Source organism: Streptomyces alboniger (genome assembly GCF_008704395.1).
Taxonomy (GTDB): Bacteria; Actinomycetota; Actinomycetes; order Streptomycetales; family Streptomycetaceae; genus Streptomyces; species Streptomyces alboniger.
Genome location: NZ_CP023695.1, coordinates 514,094 through 537,965 on the forward strand (window position 1 = coordinate 514,094; position 23,872 = coordinate 537,965).

Genomic DNA, 23,872 nt, shown 5'->3' on the forward strand with positions numbered 1-23,872 from the left:
GTACGCGGATCAGACCAGGTCGAACCGGTCGAGGTTCATGACCTTGTCCCACGCCGCGATGAAGTCCTTCACGAACTTCTCCTTGGCGTCATCGCTGGCGTAGACCTCCGCGAGCGCCCGCAGCTCGGAGTTCGAGCCGAAGACGAGGTCGGCGCGGGTGCCGGTCCACTTGACCTCGCCGGTGACGGCGTCGCGGCCCTCGAACATGTCCTGCGCCTCGGACGTGGACTTCCACTCCGTGCCCAGGTCGAGGAGGTTGACGAAGAAGTCGTTGGTCAGCGTCCCGGGGTTGGTGGTGAGGACGCCGTGCTTCGTCTCCTGGTAGTTCGCGCCGAGGACGCGCAGGCCACCGACGAGGACCGTCAGCTCGGGGGCGCTCAGGGTCAGCAGGTTCGCCTTGTCGAGCAGCAGGTACTCGGCGGGCAGGCGGTTGCCCTTGCCGAGGTAGTTGCGGAACCCGTCCGCGGTCGGCTCCAGGGCGGCGAACGACTCGACGTCCGTCTGCTCCTGCGTGGCGTCGACGCGTCCCGGCGTGAAGGGGACCTCGACGTCGAACCCTGCGTCCTTGGCGGCCTGCTCGACACCCGCGGCGCCGGCGAGCACGATCAGGTCGGCGAGCGAGACCCGCTTGCCGCCGCTCTGCGCGGAGTCGAAGGTCTCCTTGATGCCTTCGAGGGTGCGCAGCACCGTGGCCAGCCGGTCGGGCTGGTTGACCTCCCAGCCGCTCTGCGGCTCCAGGCGGATGCGCGCGCCGTTGGCGCCGCCGCGCTTGTCGCTGCCGCGGAAGGAGGAGGCCGCGGCCCACGCGGTGGACACCAGCTGCGACACAGAGAGGTCGGAGGCGAGGATCCGGCTCTTCAGGGCGGCGATGTCCCCGGCGTCGATGACCTCGTGCGCCACCTCGGGCAGGGGGTCCTGCCACACCAGCGTCTCCGCCGGGACCTCCGGGCCGAGGTAGCGCACGACCGGGCCCATGTCGCGGTGGGTCAGCTTGAACCAGGCGCGGGCGAAGGCGTCCGCGAACTCGGCGGGGTTGGCCAGGAAACGGCGCGAGATCTGCTCGTAGGCCGGGTCGAACCGCAGCGAGAGGTCCGTCGTCAGCATCGTCGGGGCGTGGGTCTTCGAGCCGTCGTGGGCGTCGGGAACGGTCCCGGCCCCGGCACCGTCCTTCGGCCGCCACTGGTGCGCGCCCGCGGGGCTCTTGAACAGCTCCCACTCGTAACCGAACAAGATCTCGAAGAAGCTGTTGTCCCAGGTGATCGGCGTGTTCGTCCAGATGCCCTCGAGGCCGCTGGTGATCGCGTCGGCTCCCTTGCCGGTGCCGTACGTGCTCTTCCAGCCGAGGCCCTGCTGCTCCATCGGAGCGGCCTCGGGGTCGTCTCCGACGTGGTCGGCCGGGCCCGCGCCGTGCGTCTTGCCGAAGGTGTGGCCACCGGCGATCAGGGCGACGGTCTCCTCGTCGTTCATCGCCATCCGGCGGAACGTCTCGCGGATGTCGCGGGCCGCGGCGATCGGGTCCGGATTGCCGTTCGGGCCCTCGGGGTTGACGTAGATGAGGCCCATCTGGACCGCGCCGAGGGGGTTTTCCAGCTCGCGGTCGCCGGTGTAGCGCTCGTCGCCGAGCCAGGTGGTCTCGGGGCCCCAGTAGACGTCCTCGTCGGGCTCCCACACGTCCTCGCGGCCACCGGCGAAGCCGAAGGTCTCGAATCCCATCGACTCCAGGGCCACGTTGCCGGTGAGGATCATGAGGTCGGCCCACGAGATGCTCTGGCCGTACTTCTTCTTGACCGGCCACAGCAGACGGCGGGCCTTGTCGAGGCTGGCGTTGTCCGGCCAGCTGTTGAGGGGCGCGAAGCGCTGCTGCCCGGCCCCGGCGCCGCCGCGGCCGTCGCTGATGCGGTAGGTGCCCGCGCTGTGCCAGGCCATCCGGATCATGAACGGGCCGTAATGGCCGAAGTCCGCGGGCCACCAGGGCTGCGAGGTCGTCAGGACCTCCGCGATGTCGCGCTTCACGGCCGACAGGTCGAGCGCCTTGAACGCCGCGGCGTAGTCGAACTCCTCGCCGAGGGGGTTGGCCACGGCGGGGTTCTTCGCGAGGATCTTCAGGTTCAGCCGCTCCGGCCACCACTGGCGGTTTCCGCCGCCCTGGGTCGGGTGCGGGGCACGCCCGTGCGCGACCGGACAGCCGGTCACCTCCTCCGGCTTGGGGTCGGTGACGATCGCGTCATGGTTCTCGGTCATGCGAATCCTTCCGGACGGGGCGGATCACGATGCGGAACTGCGGACGGTCGCGTCCACGAACCTGGCCCGGGTCAAGTCACGTACTTTTCCCCGCAGTTGCCCTGACTCTTGGCCGACAGCCGGATCCGATCCTACGATGGACCATGTCCAAGTCAATACGACAGACAGGCCCGCCCGAAGTCATTTGTCGAACGAAGCACAGTGAGGCCGGTGGCCATGAGTGACCTGCTGCAACGACTGCGCGGACGCGGCTGGCGGATGACCGCTCAGCGCCGGGTGGTCGCCGAGGTGCTCAACGGCGACCACGTCCACCTCACCGCGGACGAGGTGCTCGCGCGCGCCACCGCCCGGCTGCCGGAGATCTCCCGCGCCACGGTCTACAACACCCTCGGCGAGCTGGTCTCGCTCGGTGAGGTGGTCGAGGTGACGGCCCACGGCCGCGCCAAGCGCTACGACCCGAACGCCCACCGCCCCCACCAGCACCTGGTCTGCTCGGACTGCGGCACCATCCGGGACGTTCACCCCGGCGGCGATCCCCTGGCCGACCTGCCGGACTCCGAGCGGTTCGGCTACACCGTGTCCGAGGCCGAGGTCACCTACCGGGGCCGGTGCCCCGACTGCGCCCGCCCGTAGCCCGGGCGGGCGCAGTCGGGTCGGGGTGTCTCTACGCCCTACGGCGCCATCTCGTATGCCCCGGCCAGGGATTCGACGGTCGCCCAGACGCGCGCCGAGCGGGCGTCGTCGACGACCGGGCGGCGTACCGCGCCGAGCGCCCAGCTCTGCTGCGCCTCGGTGGCGGAGTCCTTGCCGTGCAGTTCGACGGCGTGGGCGGAGAAGTCGCGTACCAGGACCGCGAACAGCTCGTCGAGCACGTCCTCGTCGAGACCGGTCGGACGCGCCTGCTCCAGGATCAGCTGGCCGTGCACGACCAGCGCGAACAGCTGTCCGACAGCGAGGAGGAGGTCCAGATCGCGGCTCTGCTCATCGCCGGGGGCGGCGGTCTTCACGAACTCGCAGAGGGCGTCGGCCTGTTCGCGGAAGCGGGCGACGTTGGGCACCTCGGCATAGGTGTCGTAGGCGGTGCGCCAGTCGTGGAACCGTACGGAGCCGAGGCCCCGGGCCGGTCCCTGCCGGAAGAGGAAGTCGTCGTCGGCGGCGTCCAGGCGGGTCGGTACGGGCTCGTACGGCGCCGGGTCCAGGAGGTGATTGCGCATGAACTTCAGGATCAGCGCGAGGTTGACGTGGACCGTCCCCTCCAGCTTGGGCAGGCCGCGGATCTCGATGGCCGCCTGGGCGAAGTAGTTGTCCTTCTCGAAGCCCTTGGCGGCGATGACGTCCCACATCAGGTCGATGACCTTCTCGCCCTCCGTGGTCACCTTCATCTTCGTCATGGGGTTGAAGAGGAGGTAGCGGCGGTCGTCGGGGCCCGCGGAGCGGAAGTAGTCGACGGCGCGGTCGCTGAACAGCTTCATGCCGACGAGGCGGACGTAGGCGTCGGTCAACTCCCGGCGCACGTGCGGGAAGGCGGTGACGGGACGGCCGTAGAGGATGCGGTTGTGGGCGTGGGTGACGGCCTCGTACATCGCGTGCTCGCAGATGCCGATCGAGGCGGTGCAGAGGTTGAACTTGCCGACGTTGACGGTGTTGAGAGCGGCGTCGAAAGCCGCCTTGCCGGTGTGCAGTACGTCTTCGGCGGCGACCGGGTAGTCCTCCAGCCGGAACTCGCTGACGAACTTGGAGGAGTCGACGACGTTCTTCACCAGGTGGTACGCCTCGTGACGGCTGTCGGCGGCGAAGAAGACGTAGCCGTCGGGGCCCTCGACGTCGGTACGGCGGCCGAAGACGGAGACCAGACCGGCCGCGTTGCCGTTGCCGATGTAGTACTTGGAACCGGTGGCGCGGAAGCCGCCGTCGGCGTCGGGGGTGAGGAGCATGTCGGTGGAGTAGATGTCGGCGCCGTGCGTCTTCTCGGACAGGCCGAAGGCGAACACCTCTCCCTGGTCGAGGAGTTCGGCGGCGCGGGTGCGCGCGGCGGCGTTGTCGCTCTGCCAGACCGGGCCGAGGCCGAGGATGGTGACCTGCCACGCGTACCAGTAGTCGAGCCCGTAGAAGCCGAAGATCTCGTTGAGGGCGGCGATCCGGGCGGTGTCCCAGCGCTGATCACCCTGCCCCTCCCCCGCGGCGGAGGCCGGGGTGAGGAAGGTCGCGAACAGCTTCTCCTTGGCGGAGAACTCGAGGAAGTCCGCCAGCCAGGCACGGGAGCGGTAGTCCTCGATCAGCTTGCGCTTGCCGCGGGCCTCGAACCAGTCGACGGTCGCGCGCAGCAGCCTGCGGGTCTCGGGGTCGAAGTGCGTCGGGTCGTAGGTGCGCGGGTTGAACAGCAGCGCGTCGGCCATGGTGTCCGCCTTTTCCTGGTCGGGAGTTGAGGTGAGGAGGCCGGTTCAGGCCGGGGGGCCGAGCCGGTGGAGGGTGGCGATCACGTCGTCGAGCCAGGCGAGCGTCATGCGTTCGTACGCGATGCCGCCGCGCAGCACGACGTGCTGGAGCTCCTGCCCGGCGTCGGGGGCCGACGGGGCCTCGGGGCCCGTGAAGTCGCGCAGCTCCCCCGCGAGGTAGCGGGCGAGCCGGTCGGCGTGCGCCTCGCGGTGCCGCTCGACCTCACGGATCAGCGCGACCGGGTCGTCGAACGCGGCGCCGCGGATCTTCACGGCCAGCTCGTGCCGGACGCTCTCGGGTGCGATGGGCTCGTGCAGCCACTCGGCCAGGACGGACCGCCCCTGAGCGGTGACGGAGTACTCCTTCTTGTCCGGCCGCGTCTGCTGCGCCACCTCGCGGGCGTCGATCCAGCCGTCGCCCTCCATGCGTTTGAGGACGCGGTAGATCTGCTGGTGGGTGGCGGTCCAGAAATATCCGATGGACCGCTCGAACCGCCGGGCCAGCTCATAGCCGGAGCCCGGCTGCTCCAGCAGCGAGACGAGGATCGCGTGCTCTAGCGCCATATGACGATCCTTCTATGCAACTCGTTGCATAGACAAGAGGCACCGGTCCGGTGAGACGCGGCTCACCTGGGAGGTCGCGTCACCCGAGGAAGCTGAGCCGGACCTTGCGGTCGGGATTGTCGACGTTCGTGTCGACCAGGCACACCGACTGCCAGGTGCCGAGCTCCAGGCTCCCGGCCACCACCGGAAGCGTCGCGTGCGGCGCAACCAGGGCGGGCAGCACGTGGTCGCGACCGTGGCCGGGGCTGCCGTGGCGGTGCTGCCAGCGGTCGTCGGCGGGGAGCAGGGTGTGCAGCGCGGCGAGCAGGTCGTCGTCGCTGCCGGCGCCCGTCTCCAGGACCGCGATGCCCGCCGTGGCGTGCGGGACGAAGATGTTCAGGAGGCCGTCGCGGCCGGCGGCCGCCTCGCGCAGGAAGGCTTCGCAGTCGCGGGTGAGGTCGTGGACCTTCTCGGTCGAACCGGTGGTGATCCGCAGGACTCGGGTGGTGAACGCGTCGGGCATACGACCATCCTCCCTCATCCCGTCTCCCGATCCGGGTATCCCTGTCCCGTGCGGGAAGATCCTCAGCCCCGGTGCAGTTAGTGGAAGCGTGAACGACATCGGGGTGCGAGACACGGCCGCCACCGCAGCGGCGCAGGACGTTGACGTGGTCGTCATCGGCGCGGGCCAGGCGGGCCTGTCCGGCGCCTACCACCTGCGGCGGGCCGGCTTCGAGCCCGACCGGGACTTCGTGGTCCTCGATCACGCGCCCCGGCCCGGCGGCGCCTGGCAGTTCCGGTGGCCTTCACTGACGTACGGGAAGGTGCACGGCATGCACGCGCTCCCCGGCATGGAGCTGACGGGCGCCGACCCCGCGCGTCCGTCGTCGGAGGTCATCGGGGAGTACTTCACGGCGTACGAGGACCGCTTCGGCCTGCGGGTGCGGCGCCCCGTCGATGTGCGCGCGGTGCGCGAGGGCGAGGGCGGGCGGCTGCTCGTGGAGACCTCGGCGGGCACCTGGTCGACGCGAGCGGTGATCAATGCGACGGGCACCTGGGACCGGCCGTTCTGGCCGCGCTACCCCGGCCAGGAGACGTTCCTCGGGAGGCAGTTGCACACGGCGCTCTACCCGGGGCCCGAGGCCTTCGCGGGGCAGCGGGTGATCGTCGTGGGCGGTGGCGCGTCAGGCACGCAGCACCTGATGGAGATCGCCCCGTACGCGGCGGAGACCACCTGGGTGACCCGCCGCCCGCCGGTGTTCCGCGAGGGTCCTTTCACCGAGGACTGGGGGCGCTCGGCCGTCGCCATGGTCGAGGAACGCGTGCGTCAGGGACTGCCGCCGCGCAGTGTGGTGTCGGTGACCGGCCTGCCCGTGAACGACGCGATCCGCCGGGCGCGGGCCGACGGGGTACTCGACCGGCTGCCGATGTTCGACCGGATCACGCCGACCGGCGTCGCCTGGGACGACGGACGCCGCGTCGACGCGGATGTGATCCTCTGGGCGACGGGCTTTCGCGCCGCGATCGACCACCTCGCGCCGCTGCGGCTGCGCGAGCCGGGCGGCGGCATCCGCATGGAAGGCACGAGGGCCGCCGCCGACTCCCGCGTCCACCTGGTGGGGTACGGGCCTTCGGCCAGCACGATCGGCGCCAATCGCGCGGGGCGCGCGGCCGTACGGGAGATCCGGCGGAGCATCGCAGGTCAGATGGGTGAGCAGTCAGACTTGTCGGTCCAGCCCGCTACGCACTTGTAGAGGGTGAAGGGGGTGTTGTAGCCACGGGCCGCGCCGAGCTTGTTGTACTCGTCCACGGTGATGCGCTGGGCCACGTAGTGGTCGGTCGCCGTGCCCTCGGCCGTGTCGGAATAGGGGGGCAGGGTGCTGGTCGGCGTGGGCGTCGGTGTACTCGTGCCGGTCGGTGTCGGGGTGGGCGAGGCGCTGTCGTCGATGTCCCAGAAGCGGAGGAGGTGGTACGCGGAGCAGGTGTTCACGTCCAGGACGTAGGAGGCGGCGGTGCCGCACTGGGCCGGCCCGGTGCCCGGGTCGACGGGGTGTCCGTGCCCCATACCGGTGATCTCGTAGGTCTCCACCGTGTCGCCGTACACCCGGTGCGGATAGCCAGCGACCGTGTCCGTGGTGTCCGGCACCTGATCGGTGCCGTTCACGTTGGTGAACTGCTCCATCAGCTCGGTGGCGTTCATGGGTTTCACGGTCGTATCCGTGGTGCCCTGCCAGATCGAGACCTTCGGACGCGGCCCGGAGTACGAAGAGGCCGCCCTGACCCTGTCTCCCCACTCCTTGGCGCTCCTGTTGACGCCAGGGCTCATACAGGTGAAGGCGGTGGAGACCGAGTTGGCGCAGCCGTGGGGCAGGCCGGCGATTATCCCCCCGCCGGAGAAGACGTCGGGGTAGGCCGCCAGCATGGCGGAGACCATGCCTCCACCCGCCGAGAGGCCGCTGGCGTAGGCGCTCTTCGCGCCACTGTCCTTCTTCGCGTGGTCGACCATCTGCTTGATCGACAGCACCTCTCCCGAGTCCCGCCGCGTGTCACCGGGCTCGAACCAGTTGAAGCAGGAGTTCGAGTTGTTCACTGACTGCTGCTGCGGCAGGACCAGTGAGAACTTGTACGTGTCGGCCAGGCCCAGCCAGCCGGTGTGGGCCGCATAGGACGCGGCGTTCTGCGTGCAGCCGTGAAGGGCGACGACGACAGGACGGCCGTCGGGCAGACCTGGGGGGACGTAACGGAACATGCGAAGGTTGCCGGGGTTGGATCCGAACCCCGTCACTTCTTGCGGGGTGGCCGCCGCGCGCGCCGGACCGGACGACGACACGACGGACAGTACGGCGACGAGCAGGACGGCCAGTGCCGCGGCGAACGCGGCGGCTGGTCGGCGGCCGGCCGCGGGCAGGGGGCGGAGATGTGGCATGGGGAGAGACCTCCACGTTCGGCTCTGTGATGACGGCCCTCACGGGGTTGTGTGGAGGTTAGGGGCGCCGGCGACGTCCGCGCCTTGGCTGGGACCCCCACAATGTCGATCACCGCGGTGGTGCCCAACCCCATGGCCTGTTCCCGGCGGATACTGGCGGGATTGGAGGGGGTGGCGTCAGTGGCTGCCCAGTCGGTGCAGTTTCAGGGCCAGTTGTAGTTCCAGGGCCCTGGTGGGGCTGTTCCAGTCGGCGCCGAGGAGTTGGGCGACCCTGTCCAGTCGCTGCACGACGGTGTTGACGTGCACGTGCAGGGCGTCCTTGGCCTTGGACAGGCTCGCGCCATGGGTGTAGTAGGCGTCGAGGGTCTGGACGAGCTCGGTGCCGCGCTGCTGGTCGTAGGCGAGAACGGGGCCCAGGTAGCGCTGCACGAAGCCGTCGAGGTCGGATCGGTCGCCGAGCAGGACTCCGAGGAAACCCAGTCCGGCGATGTCGCTGCCGTCCCCGGTGCGGCCCAGAGCGTGCAGGGCGTTGAGGCAGCGGCCCGCTTCTGTGTACGTGCCCGGGAGCTGTTCGGGGCCGGTGGCCGGTCCCGCGGAGCCCACGGTGACGGGCGCGCCGGCCGCCTTGCCGAGGTCTCTGGCCAGTTCGGCGGCGAGTGCGCCGGGGTCCGACGACGGGACGAGCAGCACGATGTGGCCGTCGTGGATACCCGCGAGCCCGCCCAGCGAGCGGGCGTGGCGCACGGCCTCTGCGAACAGATGCGAACGCGGCTCGTTGTCGGTGTCCAGGGTGAGCACGGCGTGGGGGCGGGAGAGGTTGATGCCGAGCTTGCGGGCGCGGAGGGCCATGCTGCCGCCGTCGTGGCGTCCGCCGGTCTTGTGGCCGGTGAGCAGGTCGTCGAGGAGTTCGCCGCGGACGCGGTCCTCGGCCTCGGCGACAGTGCGGCGCAGCAGCAGCAGGAGGGCGGCGACCAGGGCGGCGCGTTCGAACAGGCGGCGGTCGGGGTCGGCCAGGTCCGCGCGTGAGGTCAGGACGATGCTGCCGAGCAGTTCGGAGCCGGCCAGTACGGCGCATACCCAGGTGCCGTCCACCGGGACGGCGCGTCCACCGGTGCGGGAGGCCGTGATGCCCTGCGGTGAAGGGGCGAGAGGGGCGGTGCCGGTGCGGGCCATCTCCGTGCCGTCGGGGTCGTGGAGGGCGATGCCGCCGCCGAGCAGCGCGGCGATCTCGCGGACCAGGTCGTCGACGGTCGCGCCGCGCAGGACCAGGTCGGTGAGGCGGTCGTGGGCGTCGGCGGCGCGGCGCAGCGCCGTGCTGTGGGCCCGGGCGGTCTCGTTGGCCGTGTTGAGTTCGACGAGCGCGGAGCGGGTCTCCTCCAGCATGCGTGCGCTGTCGATGGCGACGGCGGCGTGGTCGGCGAGCGAGGTGAGCAGCGCGATGGCTTCGGGCGGGAAGTCGCGCGTGGTGCGGTCGGCGGCGAAGAGCACGCCGATGACGCGTTTGCCGACACGCAACGGCACGCCGAGGATGCCGCGCAGCCCCTCCTCAAGCACCGCTTCGTCGATGGCACGGGTGTGCTTGAAGCGCGGGTCGGTGTGGTAGTCGGCGCTGGTATAGGGGCGGGCGGTCTGGGCGACGAGGCCGCCCAGGCCCTCGCCCATGCCGAGACGCAGTTGTTGGAAGCGGGCGGAGACCGATCCGTCGGTGACGCGCATATAGGTGTCTTTGGCGACGGGGTCGTTCAGGGAGAGGTAGGCGGCGTCGGTGCCGACCAGGGTTCTGGCCCGGTGGACGATGGCGCGCAGGACCGCGTCCAGGTCGCGCAGGGCCGCGAGGTCGCTGGCGGTGTCGAAGAGGGCCGCCAGCTCGGCCTCGCGTCTGCGGTGTTGGTCGAGGGTGCGGCGGATCTCCAGCGCGATCCGTGTGGCGTCCTCCAGAAGGGACCGCTCTTCGGGTGGAAGGTGAGCGGTGTCGGCGTCGCCCGAGGGGCGGGTGAACTGCTCGGTGGACGCTCCGGAGGCCAGCAGGGTCAGCAGCTGCCTGAGGGCCACCATCGCACTGTGTGCCGCGGCGCGGTACGTGCGGTCGTTCACGGTGGTCATGATGGCACTCCTCGCGTCCGGAGGCGCTGAACGCGTCGGTTCAGACCCTGTCGCTGCCGGCGGGCGCGGGCGTCTCCCGCTGCGGGCGGTCCGTGGGGTCGGCCGCCATGGAGACGGTGAGGTCCCGGCCGAGTGTCTCCCTGGCAAGGGCGACGGTGACGGTGGTGACGACCGCGGCCAGACAGAGGTACACGGCGACGGGGGTGGCGGAGTCGTACTCCTTGAGGAGTTCGACCGCGATGATCGGTGCCAGCGCGCCGGCCACGATGGAAGCGAGCTGGGAGCCCATCGACGCGCCCGAGTAGCGGACCTTGGTGTCGAACATCTCGGAGATGAAGGCGGCCTGGGGACCGTACATGGCGCCGTGCAGCAGCAGGCCGACGGTCACCGCGAGGGTGATGACGGCGAACGACTTGGAGTCGAGCAGGGCGAAGAAGGCGAAGGCCCACAGAGCCATGCCGACCGAGCCGATCAGGGTGACCGGCCTGCGGCCGATGCGGTCGGAGAGCGCCCCCCACAGGGGGATGGTGATGAAGTGGACGGCCGAGGCGATCAGGACGGCATTCAGCGCGGTGCTCTTCGGCAGGTCCAGGTGGTTGGTGACGTAGACGAGGAGGAAGGCGGTGAGGACGTAGTAGGAGATGTTCTCGCCGAAGCGGGTGCCGATCGCGGTCAGGACCTCCCGCCAGCTGCGGCGGAACACCTCGACCACCGGCGGCTTCTGCTTGATGCCGCGGGCGGCTTCCGCCTGGGTCTTGGCCTGGGCGGCGAGGAAGACGGGGGACTCCGAGACGGAGACGCGGATCCACAGGCCGAGGAGGACCAAGACTCCGGAGAGCAGGAACGGGATGCGCCAGCCCCAGGCGGTGAAGTCCTCCTCCGACTGGACGGCCGCGAGCAGGGCGAGGACGCCGGTGGCCAGGAGGTTGCCGCCCGGGGCGCCGGCCTGCGGCCAGGAGGCCCAGAAACCGCGCTGCTTGTCCCCGCCGTGCTCGGAGACGATGAGCACCGCACCGCCCCATTCGCCGCCCAGCGCGAATCCCTGGACGAGCCGCAGCACGGTGAGCAGGATCGGGGCGCCGATGCCGATGCTGTCGTAGGTGGGCAGCAGGCCCATGGCGAAGGTGGCCCCGCCCATCATGAGCAGGCTGATGACGAGCAGCTTCTTGCGCCCGATCTTGTCGCCGAAGTGCCCGAAGACCACGCCGCCGATCGGCCTGGCGGCGAACCCTATCGCGTAGGTGATGAAAGCGATCAGGGTGCCTACGAGAGGGTCGGCGGTGGGGAAGAAGAGCGTGTTGAACACGAGCGCGGCGGCGGAGCCGTAGAGGAAGAAGTCGTACCACTCGATGGTGGTGCCGATCAGGCTCGCGCTGACGATACGGGCGATGCCGGGAGAGCGGCCTGGCGCGGCGGGGTCAGTGGGGGCCGGGGGCTCGGTGGGGTCGATGGCCGGAGCGTCGGACATGTGTCACCACTTTCGTGTGCGGAATGGGGTGAGGGGCGTGGACGGGGACGGGGACGGGAAGCGGACGGCGGGCCGGGATCAGCTCGCTCCCCAGCCACCGTCCATGGGCAGCGATGCTCCGGTGATGTAGCTGGTGTGCGGACCGCACAGCCACAGGGCGGCGGCGGCTACCTCCTCGGCCTCCAGGAGCCGCTTGACCGGAGCGCGGGTGAGCAGGACGTCGGAGAGGACGTCGCCGGGGCTGATGCCGTGGGCCGCGGCCTGGTCCTTGATCTGACCCTCGACCAGCGGGGTGCGGACATAGCCGGGGTTCACGCAGTTGCTGGTCACACCGTGCGGGGCGCCCTCGACGGCGGTGACCTTGCTCAGGCCCTCCAAGGCGTGCTTGGCCGTGACGTAGGCGCTCTTGAACGCGCTGGCGCGCAGGCCGTGGACGCTGGACATGTTGATCACCCGGCCCCATCCGCCCGCGTACATGTGCGGCAGGACGCGGCGGATCAGCAGGAACGGCGCCGTGACCATCACCTGCTGCATGAGCGCGAAGCGATCGGGCGGGAACTCGTGGAGGGCGGCGACGTGCTGCAATCCAGCGTTGTTGACGAGGATGTCGATGTCGGAGGGCAGTGTGTCGATGACGTCCGGGTCGGCCAGGTCGGCCGTGTGTGCCACACCCCCGATGGCGTCGGCGACTGTCTTGGCCTTCTCGGCGTCCAGGTCGACCACGTGGACATCCGCGCCGGCGGCGGCAAGGGCGGCGGCGCACGCCAGGCCGATGCCGCTGCCGCCGCCGGTCACCAGTGCGGCCCGGCCGGACAGGTTCGCGACGCCCGTGGCCGTAACGGTCGACCCCAACAGTTGCGAGGATGCAGATTCCCTGGTCATGGCCGGAAACAGTAGAGTCACCTCGCCGACTCTCCTATGGGAGCGAGCACCACAATGACCCGCCAGAAGGTGGCAGTCTCCCCTATGCCCACGACTGAAGTGGGGGTTTTGTCCCCCCTGTTCGGCGGGCCCTGATGGCTCAGCGGCCGAGGGGGCAGGTGATCAGGAGCGTCGCCGGGTCGGCCGAGGGTGGACGGGGCACGGTGCGGCCGGCCGGTGGCGGGTCGGAGTGCGTCAGCCATCCCTCCAGTGCGCTGAACGCCGACCGGTGACACGGGACGAGCGGCCGCAGCCGGTCGGGGAAGGTGTCCACCAGGGAATCGGTGTGCGTGCCGCCCTCGATGCGGTAGTAGCGGTGCAGCCCGCCGCGGCCGGCCTGGCGCACCATGCGGGCGTACACGTCGGAGTCCCGGCTGATGGGCAGCAGCGCGTCCAGGGTGCCGTGGACGGTGATCAAGGGCTTGCCGATGCGACCGGTCAGCGCGATCCGCTGCATGGCACGGCGCACTTCCGCGGGGCGCGAGGCGTAGTCGTAGTCCGCGTCGCAGGCCGCGCTTCCCGGAGCGCAGTACGGAGTGCCGGCTTCCGTCGAGCCGTCGAAGCCGGGGTCGATCTCCTCGCGGTAGATGCGCTGGGTGAGGTCCCAGTACACCTTGTGGTGGTACGGCCACAGGAACTCCGACCCGGCCGGGTACCCGGCGGCGTGCAGCGCCTTCCGCGCCCCTTCGGCGCCGGGCCCCTCCGGCCTCGTACGCGGGATAGTGGCGCAGCGCGGGCGGCAGGAACGTGAGCAGGTTCGGCCCGTCGGCACGCCAGAGCGTGCCTTCCCAGTCCACCCCGCCGTCGTACAGCTCGGGATGGTTCTCCAGCTGCCAGCGCACCAGGTAGCCGGCGTTGGACATCCCGGTAGCCAGGGTCCGGGCGGGCGGGCGGTGGTAGCGCTGGGTGACCACGGCGCGGGCCGCCCGGGTGAGCTGGGTCAGGCGCGTGTTCCACTCGACGATGGCCTCGCCCGGGCGGTCGCCGTCGCGGTGAAAGGCGGTTCCGGTGTTGCCCTTGTCGGTCGCGGCGTAGGCGTGGCCGCGGGACAGGACCCAGTCGGCGATGGCCCGGTCGTTGGCGTACTGCTCGCGGTTGCCGGGGGCGCCCGCCACGACCAGACCGCCGTTCCAGCGGTCGGGGAGGCGGATGACGAACTGCGCGTCGTGGTTCCAGCCGTGGTTGGTGTTGGTGGTGGAGCTGTCGGGGAAGTAGCCGTCGATCTGGATGCCGGGCACGCCGCCCGGGGTCGCGAGGCCCTTCGGGGTCAGTCCCGCCCAGTCGGCCGGATCGGTGTGACCGGAACCCACGGTCCCCGCCGTGGTCAGCTCCTCCAGGCAGTCGGCCCGCTGGTGCGCGGCGCCGGGAACGGCCAACCGCGCCGGGCCGGCGCAGTGTCGGTCCCGTGCGGGGCGGAGCCATGAAGTACCTCCGATGGGCGGACTGGCATCGGGCGGAGGTTAGGCGGGCGCGGCATCGGGCGGGTATGGGCGCGCACGCCACGACGGCGCTCCCGGGAAAGGTGCTCACTGCTATACGACGGCCAGAGCGGCGGCCTCTCGACCGGCAGCTGTTCCCCCCACGCGAGCACACGGCCCCCCATACAGCGGCCTCTCGGTATGTGAGCGACAACCATGGTGAGAGGCGGCCCGGGATTCCTAGGCTCAGCGTCGGCTCGGTCAAGCAGCATCAATGACGAAGAGAGGTCGCATGGGTCTGGACAAGACGATCGCGGACGTCGCCCAAGCGGTGAGAGGCATCCCCGACGGGGCATCACTCGCCGTCGGCGGATTCGGTCTCTGCGGCATACCGAGCGCATTGATCGACGCGCTGCTGCGCGAGGGCACTTCCGGGCTGAAGATCGTCTCCAACAACTGCGGTGTGGACGACTGGGGGCTCGGGCTGCTCCTGCGGGCGGGCCGGATCGACCGGATGACCAGCTCGTACGTGGGCGAGAACAAGGAATTCGCCCGGCAGTACCTCAGCGGGGAGCTGGAGGTGGAGCTGGTGCCACAGGGCACCCTCGCCGAGCGCCTGCGTGCCGGGGGCGCGGGCATACCCGCCTTCTACACACCGGCCGGCGCCGGGACCCAGATCGCCGACGGCGGGCTGCCCTGGCGCTACGGCCCGGACGGCGCCATCACCGTGGCCTCACCGCCCAAGGAGAGTCGCGTCTTCGGCGGCACCGAGTACCTGCTGGAAGAGAGCATCACCACCGATTACGCGCTGGTGCGAGCCACCCTCGGCGACCGCCACGGCAACCTGGTCTTCCACTCCTCCGCCCGCAACTTCAACCCGTTGGCGGCGATGGCCGGCAAGATCACGATCGCCGAGGTCGAGCACCTGGTCGAACCCGGTGAGCTGGACCCGGACGAGGTCCACCTGCCCGGCGTGTTCGTCCAGAGCGTGGTCCGCGTCCACCCCGGTGACCCCACGGCCCAGCGGCGCATCGAACGCCGCACCGTCCGTACCCAGCAGGAGGTCGGTACCTGACATGGCGCTCACCTGAGAGCAGATGGCCGCACGGGCCGCCCGCGAACTGACCGATGGCACGTACGTCAATCTCGGCATCGGTCTGCCCACCCTTATCCCCAACTACCTGCCGCCCGGCGTCGAAGTGGTGCTCCAGTCGGAGAACGGCATCCTCGGCGTAGGGCCCTACCCGACCGAGGACGAGGTCGACAGCGACCTGATCAACGCGGGCAAGGAAACGGTGACCACGCTGCCGGGAGCCTCGTTCTTCGACTCCGCGCTCTCCTTCGGCATGATCCGCGGCGGCCATATCGACGCCGCCGTCCTCGGCGCCATGCAAGTCTCCGCCCATGGTGACCTCGCCAACTGGATGATCCCGGGCAGGATGGTCAAGGGCATGGGCGGCGCCATGGACCTGGTCCACGGAGCCCGGCGGGTCATCGTGCTCATGGAGCACACGGCCAAGGACGGCAGCCCCAAGCTCGTGGAGCGGTGCACACTCCCGCTCACCGGCCGCGGCGTGGTCCAGCGCGTCATCACCGACCTCGCCGTCCTCGATGTCACGCCCGAAGGGTTCGAGCTGGCGGAGCTGGCGCCCACTGTGACAGTCCAGGACGTCGAGGCGGCGACGGCGGCCGACCTGATCGTGCCCCCTCGGCTCTTGGCACCGACCGCCGCCTGATCGGACGACCCGCACACGCCGGTAGCACCACAGGCCGGCCCCCTGCGGCTGGAGAAGCGCGATGGGCACCAGGCGGCGCGAACAGAAGCCGACGCTGGAGCGACCGGTCGAAGGCCGGCAACCCGTCAGGTGTTCCGGTTGAACTCCACGACGTTCTTCTGGTGCTCCCCGAAGTCCGACGTGAAGCGCGTCTCACCCGGCTTCACCGTCACGAAGTACAGCCAGTTCCCCGGGGTCGGACTGATCGCCGCGCGCATCGCCTTTTCGCCCGGGTTGCCGATGGGGGTCGGCGGCAGGCCCATGCGCGCGTAGGTGTTGTACGGGCTGTTGACCTTCGTGTCACGGTCACTGGTGGCCAGCGTCGAGCGGTTGAGGGCGTAATTGATGGTGGAGTCCATCTGCAAGGGCATGCCCCGGTCGAGGCGGTTGTAGATGACCCTGGCCACCTTGCCCATGTCCTCCTTGGAGCCTGCCTCCGCCTCGATCATGCTCGCGATGGTGACGGTCTGGTAGACGTTCACCGCGTTGCGGTCGGCGCCCGCCGTGACATGGCCGCCGCTGAACTTCTCGTTGGCCGTGTTCACCATGTACGAGAGGACGGACGCCGGCGTCGACTGGGAGCTGATCGGATACGTCGCCGGGAAGAGATAGCCCTCGGGGTTGCCCCCGGCATCGCCGGGAAGCTTGAGGTCGGCCTTGGGCACGGCCTTCTTCGTGGTGCCCGCGGGCACCTTCAGGGCCTTGTCCACGGCCGCGTACACCTGGCCCGAGCGCCAGCCCTCGGGGATGGTCAGGGTCCGGGCCCGCGCGTTGTCGTCCGGGAGCAGCAGCGGCACCGCCACGGCGGTGGCCGCCGCGACGGCTCCGGTCGCGATCAGGGCGATCCGGCCCCGCCGCGTCAGTCGAATCGTTCCCCGTCGCGGAGTCTTGGTCTGCATGGGGGCACATTAACCCGTAAATACGGTTATTTCCGGCATATCTTTATGGCGTCGGCTCCAGTTGGGCGTCTCTGCGGACGAGAGCGGCGTAACGCCCGTCGCGCGCCAGCAGCTCCTCGTGCGTGCCCCGCTCGGCGGCGCGGCCGCCGTCCAGGACCACGATCTGATCGGCGCCGCGGACCGTGGAGAGCCGGTGGGCGATGGTGAGGGTGGTCCGGTCGGCGGACAGGGCGTCGATGGCCTCCTGCACGGCCCGCTCGGTGCGGGTGTCCAGGGCGCTCGTCGCCTCGTCGAGGATGAGGACCGGCGGATCGCGCAGGACGGTGCGGGCGATGGCGAGACGCTGCTTCTCTCCGCCGGAGAAGCGGTGGCCTCGCTCGCCGACGACCGTGTCGTACCCGTCGGGCAGGGAGGCGATGTGGTCGTGGATCTGGGCGGCGCGGGCGGCGGCGACCAGTTCCTCGTCGGTCGCGTCGGGCTTGGCGAAGCGGAGGTTGTCGGCGACCGAGGCGTGGAAGAGGTACGTCTCCTGGGAGACCACGCCGACCGCGCGGGCGAGGGTGTCGAAGTCCAGGTCGCGCACGTCCACCCCGTCGAGGGTGACGCGGCCGCCCGTGACGTCGTACAGCCGGGGGACGAGATGGCTCAGGGTCGACTTGCCGGAACCGGTGGGCCCGACCACGGCGAGGCTGCCGCCCGCCGGAATCGCGATGTCGATGCCCTGGAGCGTGGGCCCGGACTTCTCGTCGTAGCGGAACTCGACGTTCTCGAAGCGGACCTCGCCCCTGATCGTGTCGAGGCGGACCGGCTCGGCGGGCTCGGAGATGTCCACGGGCAGGTCGAGGTACTCGAAGATGCGCTGGAAGAGCGCGAGCGAGGTCTGGATCTGCACGCCGGTGGAGAGCAGGCTCACGGTCGGCCGGAACAGGCCCTGCTGGAGTGAGACGAAGGCGACGAGCGTGCCGATCGAGACGGTCGGGCCGCCCGCCTGGAAGGCGATGCCCGCGGTCCAGTAGATGACGGCGGGCATGGCGGCCATGACGATCGAGATGACGGCCATGCGCCAGCGGCCCGCCATGTTCGACCGGATCTCCAGACCGACCAGCCGCTCGGACTCCTCCGCGAAGGACTGGGTGAGCGAGTCGGCACGGCCCATCGTGCGGCCGAGGACGATGCCGCTCACCGAGAGGGACTCGGTGACGGTCGCGGCCATCGCGGCCATCTGCTTCTGGCGCTGGGTGGCGATCTTCTTGCGCTCACGGCCGACGCGACGGCTGATCCACACGAACACCGGCAGCAGGAGCAGCGAGACGACGGTCAGCCGCCAGTCCAGGGCGAGCATGGCGACGACGGTCGCGATCACGCTCGTGAGGTTCGAGACCAGGGAGGTGGCGGTGGAGGTCACGGTCGCCTGCATGCCGCCGATGTCGTTGGCGATGCGGGACTGGATCTCACCCGTGCGGGTGCGGGTGAAGAAGGCCAGGGACATGGCCTGGAGCCGGCCGTAGACGGCCGTGCGCAGGTCGTGCATGACCCGCTGTCCCACGGATGTGCTGATCAGGGTCTGCAGAACGCCGAAGACGCTCGTCACGACCGCGCTGAGGATCATGCCGAGCGCGAGCAGGCTCAGCAGGCCCGTGCGGCCCTGCGGGATCGCGGTGTCGAGGATCTCCTTCAGCAGGAAGGGGGTCGCGACCGAGACGAGGGAGGCGGCGCAGACCAGCAGGCCCACGATCGCGAGGCGGCCTCGGTAGGGACGGAAGAGACGGAGGATGCGGCGCATCTGGCGCGGCGGCTCCTGGCCGGGGGCCTGGGGCGGCGGCGTCCAGATCGGTTCGTCGTGACGCATGGGCTCCTGACGGGGTGTCTGAGGGGAGTCTGACGGGGTGCCTGAGGGGGCTGATGGGTTACTGGGTAGTTCCGGGGCTCTACGGGAGAAAGGGTGCCGCGGGTCAGGGAGCATAGCTCACTGTTACCTATACTCACAATGCACTAGGTCCTGATAATGTTCCCGCCATGAGCACCCCGGACACCGACGGCCCCCTCGCCGAACAGCTGCTGCGGCTCACCCGCAGGCTGCACCGCATCCAGAAGCGCCATCTGGGTCCGGTGGGCATCACCCCGGCCCAGTCCCGGCTGCTGCGCACCCTCGCGCACTACGAGGCACCGCCGCGGATGGCCGACCTCGCGCAGCGCCTCGAAGTGGTCCCGCGCGCGGTGACGAGCCTGGTCGACGGCCTGGAGGCGGGCGGCCTCGTGCGCCGCGCGCCCGACCCCGGAAATCGCCGCGCCATCCGCATCGAGCTGACGGATACGGGACAGGAAGCCCTGAAGAAGCTGCGCGCCGCGCGCCGGGCCGCGGCGGAGGACATCCTGGCTCCACTGACCGCCGAACAGCGCGAGGTGCTCGGCGGCCTGCTGTCCGCCCTGCTCGACGACCCGGAAGGTCGTTGCTGACACGTCGAGGTCGTCGCTGACACCGCCGAGGAGAGCCCATGCCGCTGCTGGAGCCCGAGCCGGACGCCCTGCGCCCCACATCGCGCACGGAGGGCCCGTCATCGGACCGCGTGCCGGACCGGCGGGCCACGGGGACCCCGGAGCCGCTGCGTACCGAACTGACCGCACTGCTCGGCGCGGACAAGGTCCTGACGAGGATCTCGGATCTGGTGCGGTACGCGTCCGACGCGAGCCCCTACCGATTCCTGCCGCAGGTCGTGGTCGTCCCCGAGGACATCGACGACGTCTCCGCCGTCCTGTCCTACGCGCACGGCAAGGGCCGCGAAGTCGTCTTCCGGGCCGCGGGCACGTCGCTGAACGGCCAGGCCCAGGGCGAGGACATCCTGGTCGACGTGCGCAAGCACTGGGCGGGAGTCGAGGTGCTCGGCGAGGGGGAACGGGCCCGCATCGGCCCGGGCACCACGGTCGTGCGCGCCAACGCCGCGCTGGCCCGGTTCGGCCGCGTCCTCGGTCCCGACCCGGCGAGCGCGATCGCCTGCACCATCGGCGGGGTCGTCGCGAACAACGCCTCGGGCATGACGGCGGGCACGACCCGCAACTCCTACCGTACGGTGGCCTCGCTGACGTTCGTCCTGCCGTCGGGCACGGTCGTGGACACAGCCGCGCCCGACGCCGACGAGCAGCTGGCGCACGCCGAACCCGCGCTGTGCGAGGGCCTGCTCGCGATCAAACGGGAGATCGAGGCGGACGCCGAGCTGGTGGCCCGCATCCGCGCCAAGTACCAGATCAAGAACACCAACGGCTACCGCCTCGACGCCTTCCTCGACGGCGCGACACCCGTTCAGATCCTGCGCGGTCTCATGGTCGGCTCTGAGGGCACCTTCGGCTTCATCTCGGAGGTGGTCTTCGACACGCTGCCGCTGGAACGGCACACCAGCACCGCCCTGCTCTTCTTCCCCTCGTTGCCCGCGGCCGCCGCGGCGGTGCCGCTGTTCAACGCGGCGGGCGCCCTCGCCGTCGAGCTGATGGACGGCAACACCCTGCGCGCCTCGGTCAGCGTGCGGGGGGTGCCCGCCGACTGGGCCGGGCTCCCGAAGTCGACGACCGCGCTCCTGGTGGAGTTCCGCGCGCCGGACGAGGCCACGCGGGAGGCGTACGAGACAGCAGCGGCCACGGCCCTCGAAGGGCTCGACCTGGTCGCCCCCGTCCCATCGGTGACGAACACCTTCACGCGCGACGCGAAGACGATCGGCCGCTACTGGAAGGCGCGCAAGGCGTTCGTCACGGCCGTCGGTGGCTCCCGCCCCTCGGGCACGACCCTGATCACCGAGGACTTCGCGGTACCGCCGGGGCAGCTCGCCGAGGCCTGCGAAGCGCTGCTCGAACTCCAGACTCGGCACGGCTTCGACGCCGCCGTCGCGGGCCACGCGGCCCACGGCAATCTGCACTTCCTGCTCGCCTTCGACGCGGCGCTGCCCTCGGACGTGGCGCGCTACGCCGCCTTCATGGAGGAGTTCTGCCGCCTGACCGTGGAGCGCTTCGACGGCTCCCTGAAGGCCGAGCACGCCACCGGCCGCAACATCGCGCCCTTCCTTGAGCTCGAATGGGGCCCGAAGGCCACGGAGTTGATGTGGCGCACCAAGCAGGTCATCGACCCGGACGGCGTCCTCGCGCCGCGCATCGTCCTCGACCGCGACCCGAAAGCCCATCTGCGGGGCCTGAAAACCATTCCCAGGGTGGAGCCGATCGCCGACCCCTGCATCGAGTGCGGCTTCTGCGAACCCACCTGCCCCAGCGAGGACCTGACCACCACGCCGCGCCAGCGCATCGTGCTGCGCCGCGAGATGATGCGCCAGACGCCGGGCTCCCCCGTCGAGGACGGCCTCGTCGAGGCGTACGGCTACGACGCGGTGGACACCTGCGCGGGCGACTCGACCTGCAAGCTCGACTGCCCGGTCGGCATCGACACGGGCGCCCTGATGAAGGACTTCCGGCACGCGCGGCACTCCCCGCGCGAGGAGCGGCTCGCCGCCCTCACCGCGAGGAACTTCAAGACCGTCGAGGCATCGGCGCGGCTCGCCGTGGCGGCCGCCGACCGGATCAGCGACCGGCTGCTCACCGCGGTGACCCGAACCGCCCGCAAGGCGGTGCGACCCGATCTCGTACCGGAGTGGCTGCCGCGGATCCCCGGCGCCGCGGCCCGCACACTGCCCCGCACCTCGCGCGCGGGCGCCTCGGCGGTCTACTACCCGGCGTGCGTCAACCGCATCTTCGGCGGGCCGGGTGATCGCTCCCTGGCCGAGGCCGTCGTCGCCGTGTCCGCGCGCGCGGGCAGGCCCGTCTGGATTCCCGGCGATGTCGCGGGGACGTGCTGCGCAACGATCTGGCACTCCAAGGGGTACGAGGCCGGCAACACGCTCATGGCCAATCGCATCGTCGAGGCGGCCTGGGGCTGGACCGCGGGTGGCCGACTGCCGCTGGTCGTCGATGCCTCGTCGTGCACGCTCGGCATCGCCCACGACGTCGTGCCCTACCTGACGGCGGACAACCGCGCGCTGCACCGGGAACTGACGGTCGTCGACTCGATCGTCTGGGCCGCCGACGAACTGCTGCCCCGCCTGACCGTGCGCCGCACGATCGGCTCCGCCGTCCTGCACCCCACCTGTTCCATGCGGCACCTCGGCGACGAACCGCAGTTGCGTGCCGTCGCCGAGGCCTGCGCGGACGAGGTGGTCGTGCCGGACGACGCCGGGTGCTGCGCGTTCGCGGGCGACCGCGGCATGCTCCACAAGGAACTCACCGAGTCGGCCACCCGCAAGGAGGCCGCGGAGGTCACCGCCCGCGCCTTCGACGCCCATCTCTCGGCGAACCGCATGTGCGAGGTGGGCATGGACCATGCGACGGGCCGTGGCTACTACTCCGTGTTGCTGGAGCTGGAGCGGGCGACGCGTCCCTAGCGGGTCTGCGGGCCTGGCGGGCCTGGGGGGTGTACCTCCGGCAACCGTGGCCGAAGGTTTTCGCCCCCTCGCCCTCCCCCGCTCTCGCCCTCGCCCTCGCCCTCGCCCTCGCCCTCGCACGGAAGTCCAACTCCTGGCTGCTTCACCCTCTTGCGCCCCGCCGTGGCCCCATCAGGGTGGCTCCCGCCGCAGTGGCAGAGACCAGCCGACGTTGAGCTACGGAGGTCCGATGCACGACGAGAACGCGATACCGGCCCCTGACGGCACCACCCCCGACGACGGCGCCGCAGGCACGCCGGGAGAGGGCCATTCGCGCCGCACGGTGCTGCGCACGGCGGGCCTCGCCGGGGCCGGGATCGGAGTCGGCGCCCTCGCGGGAGGCACGGCACACGCCGACGCTCCCGCCGCCCCGCCCGCCACCACCCCGGACACGGCGCGGGCCCCGGCCCGCCAGGGCGAGACCATGATCGGCGTACCGTTCCAGCGGCGCTCCACGGTGCGGGTCGGGATCATCGGGCTCGGCAACCGCGGCGGTGCCATGATCGACCTGTTCCTCGCGATCCCCGGCGTGCGCGTCGTCGCGCTCTGCGACCCGGTCAAGGAGAAGACCGCGGCGGCCGCGAAGAAGGTCACCGCCGCGGGCCGGCCGGCCCCGGCGACGTACACCAAGGGCGAGGACGACTACGACAACCTGTGCAAGCGCGGCGACATCGACCTCGTGTACGTGGCGACGCCCTGGGACTCCCACTTCGCCATGGCCAAGTCGGCGATGCTGAACGGCAAGCACGTCGGTGTGGAGTGCCCCGTAGCCATGCGTCTGGACGAGCTGTGGGCGCTCGTGGACCTGTCGGAGCGGACCCGCAGACACTGCATGCAGCTGGAGAACTGCTGTTACGGCAAGAACGAGATGCGCGTCCTGCGGATGGCGCACGCGGGAAAGTTCGGCGAGCTGCTGCACGGCGCGGGCGCCTACAACCACGATCTGCGCGGCCTGATGTTCGACCCCGACTACTACGAGGGCCCCTGGCGCCGGCTGTGGCACACACGGCTGCGCGGCGACCTCTACCCCAACCACGGCTTCGGCCCGGTCGCCAACTACATGGACGTCAACCGCGGTGACCGCGTCACACACATCTCCAGCTTCGGCACGCCCGCCCTCGGCCTCGCCGAATACCGCGAGGCGCACATGCCCGCGGGCGACCCGAGCTGGAAGGAGACGTACATCGGGAGCGACCGCACCATCAGCCTCGTACAGACGGCGAAGGGGCGGGTGATCCGCCTGGAGCACGACGTCTCGACCCCCCACCCCTACAGCCGCGTCAACAGTCTCGGCGGCACGAAGGGCGTCTTCGAGGACTACCCGCCGCGCATCTACATCGAGCCGGACCACACCGACGACAAGTGGGCCGACTTCGCCAAATACGCCGACTTCGACCACTGGTTGTGGAAGGAGCACGCCAATCCACCGGGCGGGCACGGCGGCATGGACTACATCATGGTCTTCCGGCTGATGCAGACCATGCGGCTCGGCCTCGTGCCGGACTTCGACGTGTACGACGCGGCGACGTGGACGGCGCCGGTACCGCTGAGCCACCTCTCGATCAAGGCGAAGGGCGCGCCGCAGGCGATCCCCGACTTCACCCGCGGGCTGTGGAAGAAGGCGCGTCCGGGGATGGACTCGGAGAAGCCAGCGGCTTAGCTCAACGCCTGCCGGGGGCTTGGGGCGGGG

General features: G+C 70.5%; 17 protein-coding genes and 1 pseudogene. 7 read left to right on the forward strand and 11 right to left on the reverse strand.

Annotation, left to right across the window (positions count from 1 at the left end; translation table 11 throughout):
- Positions 1 to 9: 9 nt before the first annotated feature.
- Complete coding sequence (katG, locus tag CP975_RS02245; RefSeq protein ID WP_055528594.1) at positions 10 to 2,241, reverse strand: catalase/peroxidase HPI; 2,232 nt, start codon at positions 2,239 to 2,241, stop codon at positions 10 to 12.
- Positions 2,242 to 2,457: 216 nt separating this feature from the next.
- On the opposite strand from katG, the gene CP975_RS02250 reads away from it, so the two are divergent.
- Positions 2,458 to 2,874 (forward strand): Fur family transcriptional regulator, encoded by a 417-nt coding sequence (locus CP975_RS02250; RefSeq protein WP_055528595.1) that lies wholly within the window; start codon positions 2,458 to 2,460, stop codon positions 2,872 to 2,874.
- Between the two features lie 38 nt (positions 2,875 to 2,912).
- Here CP975_RS02250 and CP975_RS02255 read toward each other — a convergent pair whose 3' ends face one another.
- The 3 genes from CP975_RS02255 to CP975_RS02265 form a co-directional block, all read right to left on the reverse strand.
- Complete coding sequence (locus CP975_RS02255) at positions 2,913 to 4,637, reverse strand: acyl-CoA dehydrogenase family protein (protein ID WP_055528596.1); 1,725 nt, start codon at positions 4,635 to 4,637, stop codon at positions 2,913 to 2,915.
- 45 nt (positions 4,638 to 4,682) lie between these two features.
- A complete protein-coding gene (locus CP975_RS02260; protein ID WP_055528597.1) occupies positions 4,683 to 5,240 on the reverse strand; it encodes a PadR family transcriptional regulator in 558 nt (185 codons plus the stop codon).
- Between the two features lie 79 nt (positions 5,241 to 5,319).
- Positions 5,320 to 5,742: a secondary thiamine-phosphate synthase enzyme YjbQ gene (locus CP975_RS02265; protein ID WP_055528599.1), complete on the reverse strand. Its 423-nt coding sequence runs from the start codon at positions 5,740 to 5,742 to the stop codon at positions 5,320 to 5,322.
- An 88-nt stretch (positions 5,743 to 5,830) separates the two neighbouring features.
- Here CP975_RS02265 and CP975_RS02270 point away from each other — a divergent pair, with 88 nt between their 5' ends.
- Entirely contained in the window at positions 5,831 to 6,973 is a 1,143-nt protein-coding gene (locus tag CP975_RS02270) for an NAD(P)-binding domain-containing protein (protein WP_055528600.1), read from the forward strand.
- Here CP975_RS02270 and CP975_RS02275 read toward each other — a convergent pair.
- The 5 genes and pseudogenes from CP975_RS02275 to CP975_RS02295 form a co-directional block, all read right to left on the reverse strand.
- Positions 6,922 to 8,145, reverse strand: coding sequence for an extracellular catalytic domain type 1 short-chain-length polyhydroxyalkanoate depolymerase (locus CP975_RS02275; RefSeq protein WP_150476513.1), 1,224 nt, complete (start codon positions 8,143 to 8,145; stop codon positions 6,922 to 6,924). The two genes, CP975_RS02270 and CP975_RS02275, sit on opposite strands and share 52 nt — an antisense overlap.
- 177 nt (positions 8,146 to 8,322) lie before the next feature.
- Positions 8,323 to 10,248 carry a helix-turn-helix domain-containing protein gene (locus CP975_RS02280; RefSeq protein ID WP_055528601.1) on the reverse strand — a complete coding sequence of 642 codons (1,926 nt, stop codon included), beginning with the start codon at positions 10,246 to 10,248 and terminating at the stop codon, positions 8,323 to 8,325.
- Between the two features lie 40 nt (positions 10,249 to 10,288).
- Positions 10,289 to 11,716, reverse strand: coding sequence for an MFS transporter (locus CP975_RS02285; protein WP_150476514.1), 1,428 nt, complete (start codon positions 11,714 to 11,716; stop codon positions 10,289 to 10,291).
- A gap of 78 nt (positions 11,717 to 11,794) precedes the next feature.
- Positions 11,795 to 12,598 (reverse strand): 3-hydroxybutyrate dehydrogenase, encoded by an 804-nt coding sequence (locus CP975_RS02290; RefSeq protein WP_150476515.1) that lies wholly within the window; start codon positions 12,596 to 12,598, stop codon positions 11,795 to 11,797.
- Positions 12,599 to 12,737: 139 nt separating this feature from the next.
- A pseudogene (locus CP975_RS02295) lies at positions 12,738 to 14,073 on the reverse strand (3-hydroxybutyrate oligomer hydrolase family protein).
- A gap of 274 nt (positions 14,074 to 14,347) precedes the next feature.
- On the opposite strand from CP975_RS02295, the gene CP975_RS02300 reads away from it, so the two are divergent.
- Complete coding sequence (locus CP975_RS02300) at positions 14,348 to 15,130, forward strand: CoA transferase subunit A (RefSeq protein WP_055534525.1); 783 nt, start codon at positions 14,348 to 14,350, stop codon at positions 15,128 to 15,130.
- 22 nt (positions 15,131 to 15,152) lie between these two features.
- Positions 15,153 to 15,791 carry a CoA transferase subunit B gene (locus CP975_RS02305; protein WP_150476516.1) on the forward strand — a complete coding sequence of 213 codons (639 nt, stop codon included), beginning with the start codon at positions 15,153 to 15,155 and terminating at the stop codon, positions 15,789 to 15,791.
- A gap of 125 nt (positions 15,792 to 15,916) precedes the next feature.
- Here CP975_RS02305 and mltG read toward each other — a convergent pair whose 3' ends face one another.
- Entirely contained in the window at positions 15,917 to 16,729 is an 813-nt protein-coding gene (mltG, locus tag CP975_RS02310; protein ID WP_055534527.1) for an endolytic transglycosylase MltG, read from the reverse strand.
- Positions 16,730 to 16,772: 43 nt separating this feature from the next.
- Positions 16,773 to 18,578: an ABC transporter ATP-binding protein gene (locus CP975_RS02315; protein WP_055534530.1), complete on the reverse strand. Its 1,806-nt coding sequence runs from the start codon at positions 18,576 to 18,578 to the stop codon at positions 16,773 to 16,775.
- Positions 18,579 to 18,745: 167 nt separating this feature from the next.
- On the opposite strand from CP975_RS02315, the gene CP975_RS02320 reads away from it, so the two are divergent.
- The 3 genes from CP975_RS02320 (at position 18,746) to CP975_RS02330 (ending at position 23,842) form a co-directional block, all read left to right on the forward strand.
- Positions 18,746 to 19,186: a MarR family winged helix-turn-helix transcriptional regulator gene (locus CP975_RS02320; protein WP_055534532.1), complete on the forward strand. Its 441-nt coding sequence runs from the start codon at positions 18,746 to 18,748 to the stop codon at positions 19,184 to 19,186.
- A gap of 38 nt (positions 19,187 to 19,224) precedes the next feature.
- Entirely contained in the window at positions 19,225 to 22,143 is a 2,919-nt protein-coding gene (locus CP975_RS02325; RefSeq protein WP_150476517.1) for an FAD-binding and (Fe-S)-binding domain-containing protein, read from the forward strand.
- Between the two features lie 229 nt (positions 22,144 to 22,372).
- Positions 22,373 to 23,842 carry a Gfo/Idh/MocA family protein gene (locus tag CP975_RS02330; protein ID WP_055528846.1) on the forward strand — a complete coding sequence of 490 codons (1,470 nt, stop codon included), beginning with the start codon at positions 22,373 to 22,375 and terminating at the stop codon, positions 23,840 to 23,842.
- Positions 23,843 to 23,872 lie beyond the last annotated feature (30 nt).